Below are 17637 nucleotides of genomic sequence, written 5' to 3' on the forward strand. Positions count from 1 at the left end.
CGGCTGCAGATGTGAGATGCATCACTCGCGGATTTCATCACTTCGCTTGGCTAATATATGGTGTCCGCTTCGGCTCCGCGCCAACCCGCGGAATACGGGCGGTTTTGAACTCTCCGGCACTTGCTGACAGCCAACTTGGCGCGGGCCGTGAAATTCCTGTGAAAATTTATGCGGCGTGGCGCGCCGCGGGAAACGATCTCTTCTTGATTATTATCCCGGCGTGACTTGACTCCCATGTAGTTACACACGTGTAATTAGGTATCGAACACCCTGACGAAACTACCGGCACACAACCGAGTGTCCATGTATCCAGTTTTGGGGCTGCAAAAACCAGGAGGGGCCACCATGGGGCAAGCAGAGCGTATCCACGATGAAGCCGTTGTTGCCGGGCAGGCCACGGCGAAATATCACTCCCGCGGCATACCGAGCGACTGGTATGTGGATCCCGCGGATCCGGACGCGGCAGAGCGTTACAACAGCAATACCCGCGATTCCATAGAGGACCAGGCCACAGCTTTCCTCGCGGCCCATGAGGCCCTGCTGGATGGCACAGGCGAGGTGGATCCGCTGGACCCGCCCATGGAGCTGCTGGCCACGCCGCGCCCCATTGCCCAGCCTGTCTGGATAGGATTGCCGTCGGGCCAGGAGTTCGACGACGAAGGTGAACTCGGGTGGCAGACTGACGCCTTGTGCGCCCAGACTGATCCCGAAGCATTTTTCCCCGAAAAGGGTGGCTCCACCAGGGATGCGAAGAAGGTGTGCGGCTCATGCAACGTACGCTCGCAGTGCCTGGAATACGCATTGGCAAACGATGAACGGTTCGGCATTTGGGGTGGCCTTTCCGAGCGCGAGCGCCGCAGGCTAAGGAAGAGAGCGGTCTAATTCTCCAGGAAGTCCATGTCACCGCCGTTGTGGTAGCCCACAATGGCGGCGACTATCTCCCCAGAACTCTGTCTGCCCTGGCGGGCCAGACCCGGCCCGCCGATTCGGTGATCGGCGTTGATGCCGGTTCCCAGGACAATTCCGCGTCGCTGCTTGAAAGGGCCTTCGGCCCCGCCCGGGTGGTGGGCTTTTCAGGGGGGAAGCCCGGATTCGGTGCCTCTGTCCAGGCCGGACTCCAGTCGCTCTCGCCCTGGCGGGGAAAAAGTGCGGATAACGACGGACCACACGGCACCGAGTGGATCTGGCTTCTGCACGACGACTCCGCTCCGGCGCCGGGGGCCCTCGCCGAACTGCTGGCCGCCGTCGAGCGTGCGCCGTCCGTCACCGTGGCAGGCTGCAAGCAGCTGGACTGGGATGCACCACGGAAGCTGATCGACGTCGGCCTTTCCACCAGCCGCTGGGCTGAACGGCTGACGCTGATCGAGGCGGACGAGCTGGACCAGGGCCAATACGATGGCCGCAGCGATACCTTTGCCGTTAATTCAGCCGGCATGCTGGTCAGGCGGGATATCTGGGAGCTCCTGGGCGGCTTTGACCCGGCGCTTCCGGGAACCGGGGATGACGTCGACTTCTGCTGGCGAAACCGGCTGGCCGGCCACCGGGTTGTGGTGGTTCCCACCGCCAAAATGCATCACGTCAGCCACCGCCCACATGGTCTGGGAACGCCTGCTGCTGCCCGCAGGGCCCAGGTCCACCTCAGGCTGAAGCACACTGCGCTGTGGAAGCTGCCCATCCACGCTGTTGGCGCCCTCCTGGGCAGCCTGTTCAAACTCGTCCTCAGCATCGCTGTCAAGGATCCCGGCCACGGGTTCTCGCAGCTGCTGGCAACCCTGGCGGCCCTGGGCCGGCCGGGGGCTATTGCCCGCGGCCGTCGCAGTGCTGCCAAAACCAGGCGGATCCACCGGTCCGTCATCCGTAAGCTCCAGACGCCCCGCCGCGAGGTGTGGAACCACAGGCGTTCCCTGATGGAAGCACTCGGAGCTGAAGGCTCTCCGGCTGAGCGCTACGGGACCGATCTCCTTTCTGACCAGCCGAGCGGTGATTCCACGGATGACTTCGCCGCCCTCACCACCACGGACCGTGGCTGGGTGGGCACGGGCGCCGTTGTTGCCTTTCTCATCGCCGCTGGTGCGTCGATCGCCGGTTTGTCCGGGCTCTTCAGGGCGGATTCGGTCACCGGCGGTGCGCTGTTGCCGGTTTCCACAAGCCTGGCGGAAGTCTGGCACCATGCCTCGAGCTGGTGGATAGGCCTGGGTGCCGGGCTGCCCGGACACGGCGATCCCTTTGGTTACATCCTGTGGCTGCTGGGCCTCCTGGGCGGCGGTGATGCCAACAGCGCCATAGTCTGGCTGCTTTTCCTGGCCATGCCGCTCTCCGGGCTGGGCGCCTGGTTTGCGGCCGGCGCCCTCACCCGGCGCCGGAGCAGCCGGTTCGCAGCGGCACTGATCTGGTCCGCCGCACCTGCCCTTCAGGTAGCCGTTGATCAAGGCCGGCTTGGCGCCCTGGTGGCGCACGTGTTCATCCCGCTGCTGGCGTTGGCGCTGCTGCGTGCCACGGGAAGCGCGGTGGGCCATGGACGCTTTGCCCTGCCGGCGCCGGGGGAACGCCGTTTTATGGAGATGCCGCCCATCAAGGCCGGCATCAACGGAACGCCGTCCTGGACTGCTGCTGCCGCTGCCGGCCTGGCTCTTGCGGTGGTTACCGCAGCCGCCCCGTCACTGCTGGTTCCACTGATGGCGATCGTCGTCCTGTGCGGGCTGTTGTTGGGCCGGCGTGGCCGAACGGTCTGGTGGGCCCTGCTCCCGGCCGCGGCGCTCTTTGTTCCCTTTGCCCTGGCAATCCTGGACAGGCCCCGCGCCCTCCTCGCGGATCCGGGCCTGCCGCTTGGCTCCGATCCCGCACCCCTGTGGCAACAGATCCTCGCCCAGCCGCTACGGTTTGACGTGGATGCCGGCATCGCAGGCCTGCCGGTCTTCGGCGCCGGATTCCCCTGGGCGCTTGTGCTGGCGCTGCTGATTGGGGTTCCCGTCCTGGCGCTTGCCGTGGTTGCCCTGTTCATCCCTGGCAAGCGCACGCGGCTGGTGCGGGCCTTCTGGGTGGCGGGCCTGATCCTTCTGGCAGGGGGTTGGCTTGCCGGCCATGTGGCCACCGGAGTCAACCAGTCCAGCCTGGTCACCCCGTTCGCCGGCTCCGTTGTTTCGGGCCTCACCTTCGCACTGCTTTGCGCGGCCCTGCTGGGCGGCGAACGGCTCCTTTCCCTGTCTGATCCAAGTGCAAGAAGTACGACGGCGGCACGTACCGGGCGCATGCCGCGCGCCATTGCGGCGCTCGTCCTGGTTGTGGTCCTGGCTGGTCCGCTGGCAGGCATGGTGGCCTGGGCCGCGCGTAACGTGATCGATGCGCCGGCGGCGGACGCGGCTGCGTCCGAATCCCTGCAGCTGGGAACCCGGAACCTGGTGGAGGCCTCCAGCGGTGGCTCGCTTCCGGCCACTGCCGCCGACCGCGGGGAAGGTCCTGAACAGACCCGCACCCTGGTGATCAGTACGGCCGAGGAAGGCAACTACGGGGCAAGCCTGATGCGCGGTTCCGGAACCACGCTTGATGCCCTCTCCACAGTTGCTTCGGCAGCAGTGATCATGGGCGCGCCGGGCCGGGAAAGCATCCGTGATGATGACGACGTCACCTCAACCCTGCGTGGAGTCGTTGCCACCATCGTTGCCGGCCAGGGCGTTGACCCCCGCCCTGCCCTTGAAAGCCTGGGCGCCGGGTTTGTGGTGCTGAAGACTGACGACACCGCCGCGCAGCTGACGGCCAGCAGGATCGACGCCGTCCCGGGCCTGGTGGCCGTGGGCGAGACGGACGCCGGATGGCTTTGGCGGGTTACGCCCCTGAACGCTGCAGCCCTGCAGCCTGCAGATGTCTCCCACCGCGCCCGGATCGTTGATGCCGAAGGTGCAACCATTACGCTGCTGCCGTCAGGATTGAACGACGTCGAAGCATCAGTACCCGAGGGCACGGAAGGCAGGCTCGTGGTCCTTGCGGAACGTGCCGATCCAGGCTGGACGGCCTGGCTGGACGGGAAGAAACTGACGTCCACGAATTCGGGGTGGGCGCAGGCGTTTACCCTGCCGCCGGCCGGCGGTGAGCTGACCGTCAAGTACCAGAACCCCTGGGCTCCGGTCAGCGCCGTTATCCAGTTTGCGGTGATTGGCCTCACCATCCTCCTGGCAATTCCCATGCCTGCCCGCCGCCCCAACACCGGGCTGTCCCGTGATGAGGGATCCCTGCGTAAGGAACGTCAAAATGCATAACGACCCCGCAGACAAGGGCGCCGCTGCGCGCAAGCCGGCTGCCGAAGGACCTGACGTGGCGAAACCCGTTGACGGCGCGCCCGAGGCCGCGAAGCCTGGTGACGGGGCGCCCGAGGCAGTGAATCCGGCCGGGAAGCAGGCAGACAAACCCGCCGCCAAATCCCGGCGCCAGAAAGCAGCTTCGCGCGGTCTCCTGACGGGCCTCCTTTCCGCGGTGGCCATCGTGGCCGCGGGCGGTGCAGTGCTGGCTACCGCCGCAGTCGCACCGCCTAATCCGGGAACGCGTCCCCTGGAGGCTGCCCTTGCAGCGGTGCCTGCCGGCACCACGCAGGGTGTCTGCCCGGGCCCTGCCCGGCTGCTCGAAGGAACGGCGGACGGTACGGACCCGCAGTTCAGCCCCGAATCTTCCACCGCCGCCACCAGCGTTGACGCTGTTGTGGTCAGCACCCCCGGCGGGACCCTGCCACCCAGCCGGTTCGCCGGTTTGGACGGCAAGGGCGGCGTGGACATCGCCAAGGGAACAGCGGCGCCTGCACCCGCCGCCGCCACGGTGTCCGCCGGTGTCCTGGCGGGCCGGGCTGTCTCCGGCATCAGTGTGTTGAACGCGCAGGCAGTGGACAATAACCGTGCTTCTGCCGCGGCACTCGTGCGCTATTCCGCCGGCGATGGCGACCTCCGTGGTATTGCCGCGGCCAACTGCCAGCAGCCCGCAAACGACCTCTGGCTGGTTGGGGCCAACACCAGCCTGGGCCGAACCGCCGTCCTCACCCTCACCAACACTTCCAGCAACCCCGCCACGGTCAACCTGGAGCTGTTTGGCGCAGAGGGCCAGATCCAGGCTCCGGGAAGCCGCGGACTGCTTGTTGCTCCCGGCACCAGCCGCTCGATCGTCCTGGCAGGGCTGGCGCCGGGTGAAAAGGCCCTGGGAATCCATGTCCGCAGCGCGGGTGGCCCGGTGGCCGCCGTCATCCAGCAAAGCGTGCTTCGCGGCCTGCAGCCCGGAGGCGTGGACTACATAGTGCCCGGCGCGGGCCAGGGCATCCGCCAGGCCATGACCGGCGTCGATATCCAGGATCCGGCAGCCGTTGCCTCCCTCACGGCACGGCAGGGATTTTCCGACGCCGGGCCTGTCCTGTACCTGACGGTTCCCGGCTCCACGGACGCCGTCGTCGAAATCAAGCTGTTCGGCAGGGACGGCCAGAAGGCACTGCCTTCGGGGGGTGTGGTGACAGCCAAAGCGGGAGCGGTGACCGAGGTTCCCCTGGCGGGCGTCCCGGCAGGGCAGTACACGGTTTCGGCTACCTCTGACGTCTCCTTCGTTGCCGCCAGCCGCACCACCCGAGGCACCGACCCCGGCGCCCCCACGGATGTTTCATGGTCGCCGTCGGCCCCCAGGCTGGGCAGCCAGCACCTGGTTCCGGTGCCGTCAGCAGGTGAGCGGCGCCTGGTGATCGGCGCCCTGGAAGACCGTGCCGCAGTCTCCTACACGCCGGTCACTGCGGACGGCAGGCTTCACCAGGCCGCCTCAGCGGATATTGCAGGCGGCACCACGGCCAGCATCGACCTTCCCCGGGAGGTTGCCGGATCGGCGGTAACGGCTTATGTCGTTTCCGCCACCGGGGATGCCGCCTACGGGGCGCTTTCGCTGCAGGACGGTACCGGAATCTCCACCGTGGCGCTGACACCCGGCGCGGAAGGCCAGGAACAGGTCCCGGTCCGGCTGGGTTACTAGGAACGGCTCAGTAGCGGCGGCGGTATACGGGGTCCAGGGTTTCCGGGGCAACACCAAGCATTTCAGCGGTGTACTCGATCACAACGTCGTGCACAAGGTCCTGGAGTTCCTCACGGGTATCACAGGCCTGTTCCACAACGCGGCGGTACACGGTGATCAGCGGGCCGTCCCCAGTTCCCGCCGGAATATAGGCGCCCATGGGCGCTGCCTCGCCGGCTGCCACCAGTTCCTCAAGGTTCGTGGGGATCTCGTCGACGGCAAACCGTACTCCGTCCAGGGTTTTGCCCCAGATATCGTGGAGGCGCTGGGCCGAATCCATTACCAGCTCGTCAAACCGTTCGCCGCGGGTACGGAAGCCCGGCAGGGTGGGAAGCATTACTTCGCCGCGCAGGCCGCGGCCATGCCGGTTCCTCCGCCTGGCGCGGAAACCCCTGGCCGACGTGCCGGAAAGCGGATCCTGTTGACCAGACCGCTGGTCAGCCAACCGGACCGTAAAACCTGAATCATGGTTCGATGACTGCATATACCGACTGTAATCCCGGGACGGCGATTCCGCGATACTCCCATAGTGCTCCCCTTCCACGGGACCCTCGTCCGGGATGTGTCCCGTTGCGCGCCGCGGTGTGCCGTTGCCCGCCCTCGGGGCAGCGGCAGAGTACTCTGGGATGTCGTGGGTGCTATTCGTCAATGTTCAAGGTCAGCCTGCCGGGAAGCGGCGGTTGCGACTTTGACGTACGTGTACGCGGATTCAACAGCCGTCCTGGGCCCCCTGGCCACCTACGCCGAACCGCATTGTTACGATTTGTGCGCCCGGCACTCGGAATCGCTGACCGTGCCCCGGGGCTGGGAAGTGCTTCGGCTGGCCATGCCCAACACGCCGCAACAGCCTGGCCCGGATGACCTGCTGGCACTGGCCGACGCCGTCAGGGAGGCCGCTGCCCGCCCTGCCGCGGCAAGCAGCGAACGCCGCACCGGCCAGGCGCCCCTCGAGGCTCCAGCCGGCACCGAAGGCGTCCGCCGCGGGCACCTGCGGGCCCTGCGCGAACCTTCCTGAACGCCCGGCCACGGTAGGCTGATAGCTGCACATAGTCCCCAACGGCCATCAGCGACGATCATGGCCCATGGCACCCGCAGGAGCAGCAAACCATGCCAAAGATCAGCCCTGAACTGTTGTCCGTCCTTCGATGCCCGGTCACAGCTTCGCCGCTGACACAGGACGGCGATGTGCTGGTTGCCGCGCAGCCCGCCGCAGACGGCAGCATCCCCCGTTACCGGATCGAAGACGGCATTCCCCTCCTCCTGCGCCCCGAACTCCTTCCCGCCGCCACAGCCGCGGCGTCGGACCAGCACGATCCCGCCGCAGGCCAGGGCAGCTAGCCCTTCCCCTTCCGCGAGCACTTGAACCGCATTCAGCAAAGGAATCCCATGACTTTCGATTACAAAGTTGCAGACATCAGCCTCGCCGAAGCCGGCCGGCACCAGATCCGCCTGGCCGAGCACGAGATGCCGGGCCTGATGTCCCTGCGTGCGGAATTCGGGGCGGAACAGCCCCTCAAGGGTGCCCGGATTGCCGGTTCCCTGCACATGACGGTGCAGACCGCCGTCCTGATCGAAACCCTCACGGCACTGGGTGCCGAGGTCCGCTGGGCCTCCTGCAACATTTTCTCCACCCAGGATGAGGCCGCAGCCGCAGTGGTGGTGGGCACCGGAACGGTGGACAACCCGCAGGGTGTTCCCGTGTTTGCCTGGAAGGGCGAATCCCTCGAGGAATACTGGTGGACCGCCGAGCAGATCCTCACGTGGCCCGGCGCGGACACCAACCCGGAACTTGGCCCCAACATGATCCTGGACGACGGCGGCGACGCCACCATGCTGGTCCACAAGGGTGTGGAGTTTGAAGCCGCCGGCGGTGTTCCCGCAACGGATGCCGCCGATTCGGAGGAATATGGCATCTTCCTGGAACTGCTGCGACGCTCGCTCGCCGCCGATCCTGCCAAATGGACCCGCACCGCCGCAGGCATCAAGGGCGTCAGCGAGGAAACCACCACCGGTGTGCTGCGCCTGTACCAGCTGGCAGCCCAGGGCAAACTGCTCTTCCCGGCCATCAACGTCAACGACTCCGTGACCAAGAGCAAGTTCGACAACAAGTACGGCATCCGGCACTCCCTGCCGGACGGCATCAACCGGGCCACGGACGTCCTCATGGGCGGCAAGGTCGCCGTCGTCTGCGGTTATGGCGACGTCGGCAAGGGTGCGGCAGAGGCGCTCCGCGGCCAGGGTTCCCGCGTGATCGTCACCGAGATCGACCCCATCTGCGCCCTGCAGGCCGCGATGGACGGCTACCAGGTGGCTAAGCTGGAATCGGTGCTGGCCCAGGGCGATATCTTCATCACCACCACGGGCAACAAGGACGTCATCATGGCCGAGCACATGGCCGGCATGAAGAACAAGGCCATTGTGGGCAACATCGGCCACTTCGACAACGAGATCGACATGGCCGGCCTGGCCCGCATCCCCGGTGTCCGGAAAGTCGAAATCAAGCCGCAGGTGCACGAATGGGTCTTTGACTCGGGCCAGGACAACGAGCGCTCCATCATTGTGCTCTCCGAGGGCCGCCTGCTGAACCTTGGCAACGCCACCGGGCACCCGTCCTTCGTGATGAGCAACTCCTTCGCCAACCAGACCATCGCCCAGATTGAGCTGTGGACCAAGCACCAGCAGCCCGAAGGCCAACGCGAATACGCCAACCAGGTCTACGTGCTGCCGAAGATCCTGGATGAGAAAGTTGCCCGGCTGCACCTGGACGCGTTGGGCGTGGAGCTCACGGAGCTGTCCAAGGACCAGGCCGAGTACCTCGATGTTGACATCGCAGGCCCTTACAAGCCGGAGCACTATCGTTACTGAGGCGTGACGCCCGCCACTCCGGTGGCGGGCATCCCGGAACCGCGGCAAGGCTTAAGATTGTTGGATGACGTCTGACTCAAAGCCACGCCGAACCGGACCCGCAGGGAAGATTGCGCTGATCGCCGCGCTCTGCCTGCTCGCGGCCGGCGGTGGTGTGTTCGCCGCCGTCGCACCGGGATTTGCCGGCGCGGGGATCGAGTCCGAGGCCGCTTCGCCGGTTCGTTCCGAGCCCGGCAAGGCTGCCCCGGTGGTTCCGCCGCTCAAACTGGAAGTGGCGCCGGAGAACGGTGCCAAGCAGGTCAACCCTGCTGCGCCGGTCACCCTCAAAGTTGGTGCCGGCACCATCGAGCAGGTGACAGTGACCGCCACCGACGGCGAGACGGTCAAGGGTGAATTCGGGGCAGACGGCAACAGCTGGAAGTCCACTGACCCCCTGAAGTTTGATGCCACGTACAGCTACAGCTACGTGGTCAAGGACGGTGCCGGGCGTGAAACCCGTGCCACCAATACGTTCAGTACCGTTGCCTCCACACATGAGGCGGACGCCATGATTTATCCGCTGGACGGCATGAAGGTTGGCGTGGCCCAGCCCCTGCAGATTACGTTCAGCGAACCGGTCCTCAACCGGGACGCCGTGGAAGCAGCCATCAAAATCACCACCACCGCAGGCCAGACCGGCGCCTTCCACTGGTACAGCGACACCATGGTCCGCTACCGGCCGGAAACCTTCTGGGCAGCCAACTCCACCATCACCATGGACATGCAGCTGTTCGGTGTGGACCTGGGTAACGGCCAGATCGCAAACTTTAACAAGAAGCACACGGTCAACATCGGCGACAAGGTTTCCGCAGTGGCCGACGCCGCAGCGCACACATTTACGCTCAGCGTTAACGACCAGGTGGTCCGGACGCTCCCCGTCAGCATGGGCGATGAACGCTTCCCGTCCGCCAAGGGCTTCGCTGTGCTGATGGAAAAGCGCCGGTACGACCACTTCCGGGCGTCCAGCATCGGCCTCAAGCCCGGAGACCCCGCCTATTACGGCAATGTGGACGTCGAGTACACCATCAGGCTGTCCCTTAGTGGTGCCTACATCCACCAGGCGCTGGAATCAGCGTTCCCCTACATCGGGAACAAGAACGTCTCCCACGGTTGTATCGGCTTTGACCCGGAAGGCGCGGCCTGGGTCTTCGAGCGTATGACCACCGGCGACGTCGTCGAAGTGATCAACACCGAAGGCGATTTCGCAGCGTTCGAGGACGGCTTCGGCGACTGGAACATCCCGTGGGCCGAATACGACAACTAAGGGCTAATCCGTAAAGGGCAGGTTCCGCAGCCGGGCACCAAGTGCCTGGCTGCGGGCGTGTTCCCGGGCCAACCGCGCCGTCTCCTTGGCGCGGCGTTCGGCGAGGACCGCTGCAACGAAGTCGTAGGCGTTGGTCCCCGCGGGCGGCAGGGGAGCCACGTAGTGTGAAAGTTCCGTGGCGAGCGATCGGACGGTTTCTTCCCGGGAAAGGGGAGACAACTGTCCGGCCTGCCGGACGAACATCGCCGCACGGCGGGCGGTGCCATCAGGAACACGGCCAATATCGGCCACTTCCGCCCATTGGCGCAGGTGGGCCGGCACGGCTGCCAGAACCGGCTTGTCCAGGGGCACCCGGCGGCGAAGCGCATACGTGCCCGCCATCACGTCACCCAGTCGGCGGGATTTATCGCTGAAGAGCGCGACGGCGATCGCCAGGCCTCCGAGGGTGGCATAGATTTCCAGGAATCCCGTCAGGCCGCGGATGAGCGCATGCCGGAAACGGATGGCGCCGCCGTCGTCCCTCACGATCCGTAATCCCAGGGCAAGCTTTCCCAGGGACAGGCCGCGGGAGAGCGTTTCCACGGCCACGGGTACCACCACCAGGAAGAAAACGACGGCCACCAGGGCCAGGGCCCGGAAAGCTGCAGGATCCAGGTCCGGCGCAGCCGACACTATTGTCAGCAGTGCAGCCGCGAGCAGGACAGTGTGGACCACCACGTCAATCAGGAGTCCCAGGGCCCGCGCCCCGAACGAAGCCGGACGGAGCTCAAGGGCAACCGCCTCACCCGTAATAATCGCTCCCACCATCTCCCCGTTCCTGTTGCAACGACTCCTCCCGCAAATCTACGTCAACGTCTAGGCTGGAGCCGTGGATATGGATGCCTTCGCGGCCGTGAACTCCGGCACCTGGGCCAGGCTCCACGTCCTGGCGCACCAACGCCGGCTCAGCGGTGCCGAGGCCGACGAACTGCTCCAGCTCTACCAGTCCACGTCCGCGCATTTGTCCCTGGTCCGTTCGCTCGCCCCCGAAAGCGGACTGTCGGCCTCGTTGTCTGCCTCGCTGGCGCAGGCCCGCACCCGGTTCACCGGGGCGCGCTCCAACTTCATGGAGGACCTGGCAGCCTTCTTTGCCGTCGCCCTCCCGGCTGCCCTCTACAGGCTGCGCTGGCTGACTGTCGCGTGTGGCCTGGCCTTCTGTGTGATTGCCGCCGGCTACGCCTGGTGGGTTGCCGGGTCCCCGGAGGTGCTGCGGGCCCTGGCGCCTGCTGACCTCCTGAAGCAGTATGTCGAGGAAGACTTCATCGACTACTACTCGGAGAACCCTGCGGCCTCTTTCGCCGGTGCTGTGTGGACCAACAACGCCTGGATCAGCGCCCAGGCCGTGGCGTTGGGGATTACGGGGATCTGGGTGCCCATGATCCTCTTCAGCAACGCCCAAGGTCTCGGCATTGCCGCGGGCGTCTTCGCCGCGGCGGGCCAGAGCGAAGTGTTCTACAGCTACATCCTGCCGCACGGCCTGATGGAGCTGACAGCGGTGTTTGTCGCCTGCGCTGCCGGCCTGCGCATCTTCTGGGCCTGGATTTCCCCTGGTCCGCGGACCCGCGGGCAGGCCGTTGCGGAGGAGAGCAGGGCCCTGATCACCGTGGCGCTGGGCCTGGTGCTGGTGCTGCTGGTCTCCGGGCTGGTGGAAGGATTCGTGACTCCGTCCCAGCTGCCGGTCTGGGCGAAAATCAGCATTGGCGCGGTGCTGCTGGCCGCCTTCTGGCTGTATGTCCTGGTGCCGGGCAGGAGCGCCCACCTGGCAGGGGCCACCGGGGAAATGGCGGACGCCGACGCCGGATACCGGGAGATCGCCGCCTGACCCGGAAAGGCTGGGGGAGTGGGCCACCTGCAACGGCATGGCATCCCGGCCCTGTCAGGGCAGGACCGGTAGGCTCTAAAAGAGAAAAAGTGGCGTTGCCTGCCCACGCAGCAACGTAAAGCCCGACGGAAGAGACGCTGCAGTGAACGACAAAACCCAGCCGCCAGGCAAACAGCCCGAGCCGGTCCTGGATACCTCATCGGATAGTGACGAGGCCGCGTTTGAGTGGATGAAGCCACAGGCGCAGGGTCCTGCCACGTCCGGGCCGGCCGTCAACCCCGCCACATCCTCCGGACCGGCTGCCAGCCCCGCTCCCACCCGGGCCGAACGCAAGGCTTCGGAAGCCGCCGTCGCGGATCAGGACACGGCTCCTGATCCTGCAGGAAAGTCCCCGGCGGGCGCCCACTTCAGCGAGCCGCTGCCCACCTCCATGCTGCAGGTCAGGCCACCGGAGGAGGAAGTGGAACGCCGGAATGCTGAACGCGAAAACGCGGCCAACAGCAAACCCGTGCTGCCCCGTGTGATGCAGGTGTTGCTGGCTGTCTTCTTCCCGGTGATCCTGTTGGTCCTGGCGGTACGGGTTGTGGCCACGCCGCTGTTCCTGTGGGTTGAGTATTACCGGCCGGGTTTCCCCGGCGATGGTTACGGATTCAACACCGATGACCGCATCACCTACGGCTCGTACGTCGTTGACTATTTGAGCAACTGGGCGGGGCCAAGGTACCTGGGGGACCTGGTGGGCAGGAGCGGCGATTCGCTGTTCCAGCCGGAAGAGGTCAGCCACATGGCTGACGTCAAACTGGTCTTCCTCAGCGCACTGGCCGGAGGGTTCCTGCTGATCGTGCTGAGTATCGTGGCCATGGCTTACCTCAAGCGGCGCAGTACCGGCGGAATCCGCCGCGGCCTGTTCGCCGGTTCGATCGTCACGCTGGTCCTCATCCTGGGCCTCGGCACCTTGGCTGTGCTTGGCTGGCAGCAGTTCTTCACAGATTTCCACCGCCTGTTCTTCGCCAGCGGAACCTGGACCTTCGCCCTGGAGGACACCCTTATCAGGCTCTTCCCGGGCCAGTTCTGGGTGGACGCCGGAATCGTTATTGGCGCACTGGTCCTTCTGGCCGGTGTGGTGACGCTGGTGCTGACGTGGCCCACCCGCCGCCGTCGGGGCCTTCCGCCGAGGCAGGGCCGCGCCGCCAGGAAGGCGGCCGAAGGAAAGGCGACCGAAGGGAAGGCAGCCGAATCCGGAGTTCCCACGGAATCCGCAGGAACCGCCACGACTCCGTAATTTGTGCAGCTGCTGACCCGCCCCGCCTCCCGGCCGGGCGGGTTAGTCGTTTTTGGGGCCCGTGATTGTGAGGAAACCGTCGCCGTCCAGGGCACCTTTGTTTCCGGTGCGCACGAACCCGTCAGTGAGGGCGGCAGCAGTGGCCGCGGCATCCGCGTGATAGCCGGCAGAAACACCGATGCCTTTCACCAGGACTTCGCCGTCCGCTGCGATCCGGATGGTGGTACCGGGAACCGGCAGCCCCGCCGTGCCCGTCCGGTTCCGCTCCGGGGTGTTGATGGTGCAGGGGCCGGCCGTCCCTGCAGGGCAATAACCCTCCAGGACGGCAAAACCGGCTCCCCGGACAAACCTCCCGGTGTCCGCAGAAAGCGTTCCGCCGGCAACTAAGACGTACTCCAGGTGGCCACCGAGTGCAGCACGCAACTGCCGGTACACCAGCCGATCCAAGGCCGCGTGGCGGATCCGGAGCAGCCTGCCCGGCCCGGCAGAGGTTCCGGAGCGTGCAACGGCTGTCCCGGAAGGCGCAGCGTCTTCCGGAACCGCAATGTCTTCCGGAACCGCAATGTCTCCCGGGACCGCAGTGTCTCCTGGAGCCGGACGTTCTGCCGGACCCGGGCGCCGGATGTGTTCCAGGGCCGCTGAATATTCGACGGCGGTGCGCGCGGCTGCCTCGAACAGCCGCCCGCGGCCGGCAGCCTGCGCCCGGCGGAGCCCCGTACGGTAGATCGCCTCAACGGCTTCCGGGCCGGCGGCCAGGAACCCCGGCTTGAAGGACTGCAGGTCCGCCTGCAGGGCGGCGGACCGGGTGTGGCCAACAGTGATCCCGGCGCACAGGAAGGCGAGCTGGAGCGATGCAGCCAGCGACCCTCCGCCGGGCAGCAATGCCAGGGCCCTGCCCCGGGGATCCCGGACTTCCTCCGGCAGCAGGGGAGCGAGGTTCAGGGCCAGGAGGGCCAGGTTCCCATGCGTGATGGTGCGCCCCCGGCCCGGAGGGCTCCCAACGGCTACGCCGTACACAAGGGAGGCGGCATCTTCCAGCGTTGCGGTACTGCGGTTGCGCTCCAGCTCCGCATCCGTCACCCCGGTCCCCGCGGCGGCGAGGCTGGCGAGGTTCGGGGCGTCGCCGTCGTAATCCATCCGAACGGTACTGACGATGCGCTCCACCGGAAGGTCCGCCGTCCTGAGGACTGCTGAGACGGCTTTTTCCCGGGCCGCATCCTCCACGAAGATCCGGCGGGCGCCGGAATCCTGCAGGACGCCCTCCAGATGGCGGGCGGGCGAGGCGGGATCGACAGGGACTGTGACGCCGCCGGCGAACCACACGGCGAAGTCCACGAGGGTGCGTTCGTAGCTGCTGGAGGACAGGATGGCTACGGGATCTCCCGTCCCGATGCCGCCGGCGATGAGGCCCTTGGCCAGTGCTGTGGCCTCAAGGACAAACTGCTGCGCGGAGACATCCGTCCAGCCGGTACTTCCCTTACGTGAATACAGGGCATGGGAGGGATTACGGTCCAGCTGTTCAAGGACCAGGCCGGTCACGTTGGATCCGGGATCCAACTCGACCAGCAGCCCCGTGTGTGCTTCTCTCACGCAGTTCTCCGTTCCGGAGCCATGCCAGGCGGGCGCGGCTCGGTTTTCAAGGCCTATGGCAATCCTGCCCTAGATCCAGGAGGGCATCCAGATTCTGAGCCGCCAGTCCTGGTAGCTGATGATCTCCGCAGTCCATACCGGGTAGAAGAATGCGCTCAGCAGCAGGACCCCGGCCAGGTAGATCGCCACGAGGTACAAACCGGACCGCCGCCGCCATGCCGGAGCATCACTGCCTCCCAGAACCAGGCCAATGCAGTACGTCAGGGCCAGGATCAGGAACGGCTCAAAGGAGATGGCATAGAAGAAGAAAGTGGTCCGCTCGGGGTACATAAACCAGGGCAGGTAGCCGCCGGCCATGCCTGCGAGGATGGCGCCGGCGCGCCAGTCCCGCCGTCCGGCCCACCAGAAAAGCAGCACCACCAGGGAGAGCGCAGCCGCCCACCAGATCAGCGGATTGCCCACGGAGAGAATTGCCGATGTGCAGTTGGACAGCGTGCAGCCCGGCGTTCCCTCCTCCGGTGACTGGTAGAAGAAGGACGTGGGCCGGCCCATCACCAGCCAGGTCCATGCGGTGGCTTCGTAGGGGTGGTCCGAGCCCAGGCCCTGATGGAAGTTGTAGGCCTCAAGGTGGTAATGGAACCAGGACCTGAGGGTGTCCGGCAGCCAGCCCCACTCTTCGGAAGGATTGGCCTGGGCCCAGTTCCGGTAGTAGGCCCCGGTGGACCGGAACCAGCCCGTCCAGCTTGCCGTGTAGACCAGGGCGGCCACCGGGACCATGGACAGAAAAGCCGCGATGCCGTCCTTGATGACCGATCCGGTGATCCAGCCGCGCACGCCCGCTACCCGCCGTGCGCTCAGGTCCCAAAAGACGGTGAGGAGGCCAAAAGCTGCCAGGAAAAAGAGTGCGGACCATTTGGTTCCGACGGCGAGGCCAAGGCAGACGCCGGCAATGATCCGCCACCACCGGATGCCCAGCCAGGGTCCGGACAGTAACTGCAGGGGCGTGGGGATTCCGGAGCGGGAGGTGAGTCCCTGCCGGGCAAGCCGTTCGGCCAGCCTTCGCCGGCCGTCGTCGCGGTCCAGGAGGAGCGCACCGAAGGCAGCCAGCACCCAGAACATCAGGAAGATATCCAGCAGGGACGTGCGCGAGAGCACCAGGTGGTGCCCGTCCACGGCCAGCAGCAGGCCTGCCACGGCGCCCAGCGTGGTGGAGGAAAACAGCTTCTGGGCGATCAATGCCACCAGCAGCACGGACAGCGTTCCCGTCAGGGCTGCGGCAAAGCGCCAGCCAAACGCGTTGTCCGCCCCGAACAGCCACATGCCCCCGGCGATCATCCATTTGCCCACCGGCGGGTGCACCACGTATTCGCCGGTATCCAGCAGGACGCCCGGGTTGCCGGCGTTAAAGGCGTCATTGGCCTTCTCCGGCCAGTTCCGCTCGTAGCCGCTCATCAGGTAGGAGTAGCCATCCTTGACGTAATAGGTCTCGTCAAACACCAGGCTGTTGGGTTCGCCCAGCCGGACGAAGCGCAGGATGCCCGCAACAACCGCTGTCAGGACGGGCGCCAGCCAGTACCACAGCCGCAGTGCCGGCGGGTACTCGCGCCAGTCGGCAATCCTCCCGCTTAACCGGCGAAGCAGCGACTCCCTGCTGAAGGCTGTGCGGGGGTCAAGGAGCCAGTCCGACGCCGGTCCGGAACCATCGGCGCGGCGGGCACCGGCGCGGGTGTCGGAGGTCTGCGTCACCCGCCCATGCTACCTTTTGCGGCCCGGATGCCCGGGCAGGGCTAGTGTGGACGTGTGCGCGAGAATACCAACACCGAAGATGCCGGCAACGAATCAGTCCCGTCAGGCCCGGGCAGGATTGTTCTGGCCGCCACCCCCATCGGGAACACGGGGGACGCTTCGACCCGGCTGGTGGAACTTTTGGCCACGGCAGACATCGTGGCCGCCGAGGACACCCGGCGCCTCCACCGCCTGGTCCAAAGCCTGGGCGTGACAGTGGCCGGCCGGATCATCAGCTACCACGAACACAACGAGGCAGCGAAGACCGGGGAACTGCTGGACCAGGTCCGTGACGGCAAGACACTGGTGATGGTGACGGACGCCGGCATGCCTGCGGTGTCGGATCCCGGCTTCCGCTTGGTGGAAGGTGCAGTCTCCGCGGGCCTGAAGGTGACCGCGGTGCCCGGGCCCTCAGCCGTTTTGACCGCGTTGGCCTTGTCCGGGCTTCCTACCGACAGGTTCTGCTTCGAAGGGTTCCTGCCGCGGAAAGCGGGGGAGCGGGCAGGCCGGCTGGCGGAGCTTGATGCCGAGCGCCGCACCATGGTGTTCTTTGAAGCCCCGCACCGCCTGGAACCCATGTTGCGGGCGCTTCGTGAACGCTTCGGACCGGACCGCAGGGTGGCCGTGTGCCGGGAACTGACCAAAACCTACGAAGAGGTCCTGCGCGGCAGCCTGGCTGAACTGCTGTCCTGGGCTGAGGACAACGAGGTCCGCGGCGAGATCGCCGTGGTGGTGGCAGGAGCCCCGGAACAGGCACCCGGAACGCCGGAGGACCACGTCGCTGCTGTCAACGAGCTGGTGGGCCAGGGCGTCCGCCTCAAGGAGGCCGTGGCAACCATCGCCGAGGATGTCCGCGTCAGCAAGCGGGAGCTCTACTCCGCGGTTCTCGCCGCCCGCGCAGGGCAACCCTGACATCTGCTGTGCGAC

14 protein-coding genes are annotated in these 17637 nt (G+C 66.2%); 10 read left to right on the forward strand and 4 right to left on the reverse strand.

Annotated elements, in window-relative coordinates; translation table 11 throughout:
* Positions 1-345 precede the first annotated feature (345 nt).
* The 3 genes from ACPJW8_RS05300 to ACPJW8_RS05310 are packed head-to-tail and all read left to right on the forward strand — an operon-like array spanning position 346 to position 5985.
* Positions 346-882 (forward strand): WhiB family transcriptional regulator, encoded by a 537-nt coding sequence (locus tag ACPJW8_RS05300; protein WP_330186773.1) that lies wholly within the window; start codon positions 346-348, stop codon positions 880-882.
* 29 nt (positions 883-911) lie between these two features.
* On the forward strand, positions 912-4253 hold the full coding sequence (locus tag ACPJW8_RS05305) for a glycosyltransferase (RefSeq protein ID WP_425256419.1): 3342 nt from the start codon (positions 912-914) through the stop codon (positions 4251-4253).
* Positions 4246-5985 carry a DUF5719 family protein gene (locus tag ACPJW8_RS05310; RefSeq protein WP_330186774.1) on the forward strand — a complete coding sequence of 580 codons (1740 nt, stop codon included), beginning with the start codon at positions 4246-4248 and terminating at the stop codon, positions 5983-5985. Before ACPJW8_RS05305 ends, ACPJW8_RS05310 begins: the two co-directional genes overlap by 8 nt.
* Before the next feature lie 7 nt (positions 5986-5992).
* On the opposite strand, the gene ACPJW8_RS05315 is transcribed toward ACPJW8_RS05310, so the two are convergent.
* Entirely contained in the window at positions 5993-6508 is a 516-nt protein-coding gene (locus tag ACPJW8_RS05315; RefSeq protein WP_330186775.1) for a metallopeptidase family protein, read from the reverse strand.
* Positions 6509-6655: 147 nt separating this feature from the next.
* Here ACPJW8_RS05315 and ACPJW8_RS05320 point away from each other — a divergent pair, with 147 nt between their 5' ends.
* The 4 genes from ACPJW8_RS05320 to ACPJW8_RS05335 all read left to right on the forward strand — a co-directional run bounded on the left by ACPJW8_RS05320 (position 6656) and on the right by ACPJW8_RS05335 (position 10192).
* On the forward strand, positions 6656-7039 hold the full coding sequence (locus tag ACPJW8_RS05320) for a DUF3499 domain-containing protein (RefSeq protein WP_330186776.1): 384 nt from the start codon (positions 6656-6658) through the stop codon (positions 7037-7039).
* 92 nt (positions 7040-7131) lie between these two features.
* Positions 7132-7362, forward strand: coding sequence for a hypothetical protein (locus ACPJW8_RS05325; protein ID WP_330186777.1), 231 nt, complete (start codon positions 7132-7134; stop codon positions 7360-7362).
* A gap of 48 nt (positions 7363-7410) precedes the next feature.
* Positions 7411-8889, forward strand: a complete 1479-nt coding sequence (ahcY, locus tag ACPJW8_RS05330) for an adenosylhomocysteinase (protein WP_330186778.1) — start codon at positions 7411-7413, stop codon at positions 8887-8889.
* A gap of 64 nt (positions 8890-8953) precedes the next feature.
* A complete protein-coding gene (locus ACPJW8_RS05335; RefSeq protein WP_330186779.1) occupies positions 8954-10192 on the forward strand; it encodes a L,D-transpeptidase in 1239 nt (412 codons plus the stop codon).
* 3 nt (positions 10193-10195) lie between these two features.
* On the opposite strand, the gene ACPJW8_RS05340 is transcribed toward ACPJW8_RS05335, so the two are convergent.
* Positions 10196-10996 (reverse strand): RDD family protein, encoded by an 801-nt coding sequence (locus tag ACPJW8_RS05340; RefSeq protein ID WP_330187023.1) that lies wholly within the window; start codon positions 10994-10996, stop codon positions 10196-10198.
* 64 nt (positions 10997-11060) lie between these two features.
* Here ACPJW8_RS05340 and ACPJW8_RS05345 point away from each other — a divergent pair, with 64 nt between their 5' ends.
* Both ACPJW8_RS05345 and ACPJW8_RS05350 read left to right on the forward strand, forming a co-directional pair.
* The gene (locus ACPJW8_RS05345; protein ID WP_330186780.1) at positions 11061-12053 is read left to right on the forward strand and encodes a stage II sporulation protein M; all 993 of its coding nucleotides are present in this window, start codon (positions 11061-11063) and stop codon (positions 12051-12053) included.
* 142 nt (positions 12054-12195) lie between these two features.
* The gene (locus ACPJW8_RS05350) at positions 12196-13335 is read left to right on the forward strand and encodes a TIGR01906 family membrane protein (protein ID WP_330186781.1); all 1140 of its coding nucleotides are present in this window, start codon (positions 12196-12198) and stop codon (positions 13333-13335) included.
* Between the two features lie 42 nt (positions 13336-13377).
* Here ACPJW8_RS05350 and ACPJW8_RS05355 read toward each other — a convergent pair whose 3' ends face one another.
* Together ACPJW8_RS05355 and ACPJW8_RS05360 are read right to left on the reverse strand one after the other, a co-directional pair.
* Positions 13378-14925 (reverse strand): AMP-binding protein, encoded by a 1548-nt coding sequence (locus ACPJW8_RS05355; protein WP_330186782.1) that lies wholly within the window; start codon positions 14923-14925, stop codon positions 13378-13380.
* 69 nt (positions 14926-14994) lie between these two features.
* On the reverse strand, positions 14995-16671 hold the full coding sequence (locus tag ACPJW8_RS05360; protein WP_330186783.1) for a dolichyl-phosphate-mannose--protein mannosyltransferase: 1677 nt from the start codon (positions 16669-16671) through the stop codon (positions 14995-14997).
* 54 nt (positions 16672-16725) lie between these two features.
* Here ACPJW8_RS05360 and rsmI point away from each other — a divergent pair, with 54 nt between their 5' ends.
* Positions 16726-17622 carry a 16S rRNA (cytidine(1402)-2'-O)-methyltransferase gene (rsmI, locus tag ACPJW8_RS05365; RefSeq protein ID WP_330186784.1) on the forward strand — a complete coding sequence of 299 codons (897 nt, stop codon included), beginning with the start codon at positions 16726-16728 and terminating at the stop codon, positions 17620-17622.
* Positions 17623-17637: the final 15 nt, after the last annotated feature.

The organism is Pseudarthrobacter sp. J47, assembly GCF_049810315.1.
GTDB lineage: Bacteria > Actinomycetota > Actinomycetes > Actinomycetales > Micrococcaceae > Arthrobacter.

Coding starts and splice junctions, on each gene's coding strand:
- ahcY (WP_330186778.1), top strand. CDS start 7,411: ATGACTTTCGATTACAAAGTTGCAGACATCAGCCTCGCCGAAGCCGGC.
- ACPJW8_RS05310 (WP_330186774.1), top strand. CDS start 4,246: ATGCATAACGACCCCGCAGACAAGGGCGCCGCTGCGCGCAAGCCGGCT.
- ACPJW8_RS05315 (WP_330186775.1), bottom strand. CDS start 6,508: ATGCAGTCATCGAACCATGATTCAGGTTTTACGGTCCGGTTGGCTGAC.
- ACPJW8_RS05300 (WP_330186773.1), top strand. CDS start 346: ATGGGGCAAGCAGAGCGTATCCACGATGAAGCCGTTGTTGCCGGGCAG.
- ACPJW8_RS05335 (WP_330186779.1), top strand. CDS start 8,954: ATGACGTCTGACTCAAAGCCACGCCGAACCGGACCCGCAGGGAAGATT.
- ACPJW8_RS05325 (WP_330186777.1), top strand. CDS start 7,132: ATGCCAAAGATCAGCCCTGAACTGTTGTCCGTCCTTCGATGCCCGGTC.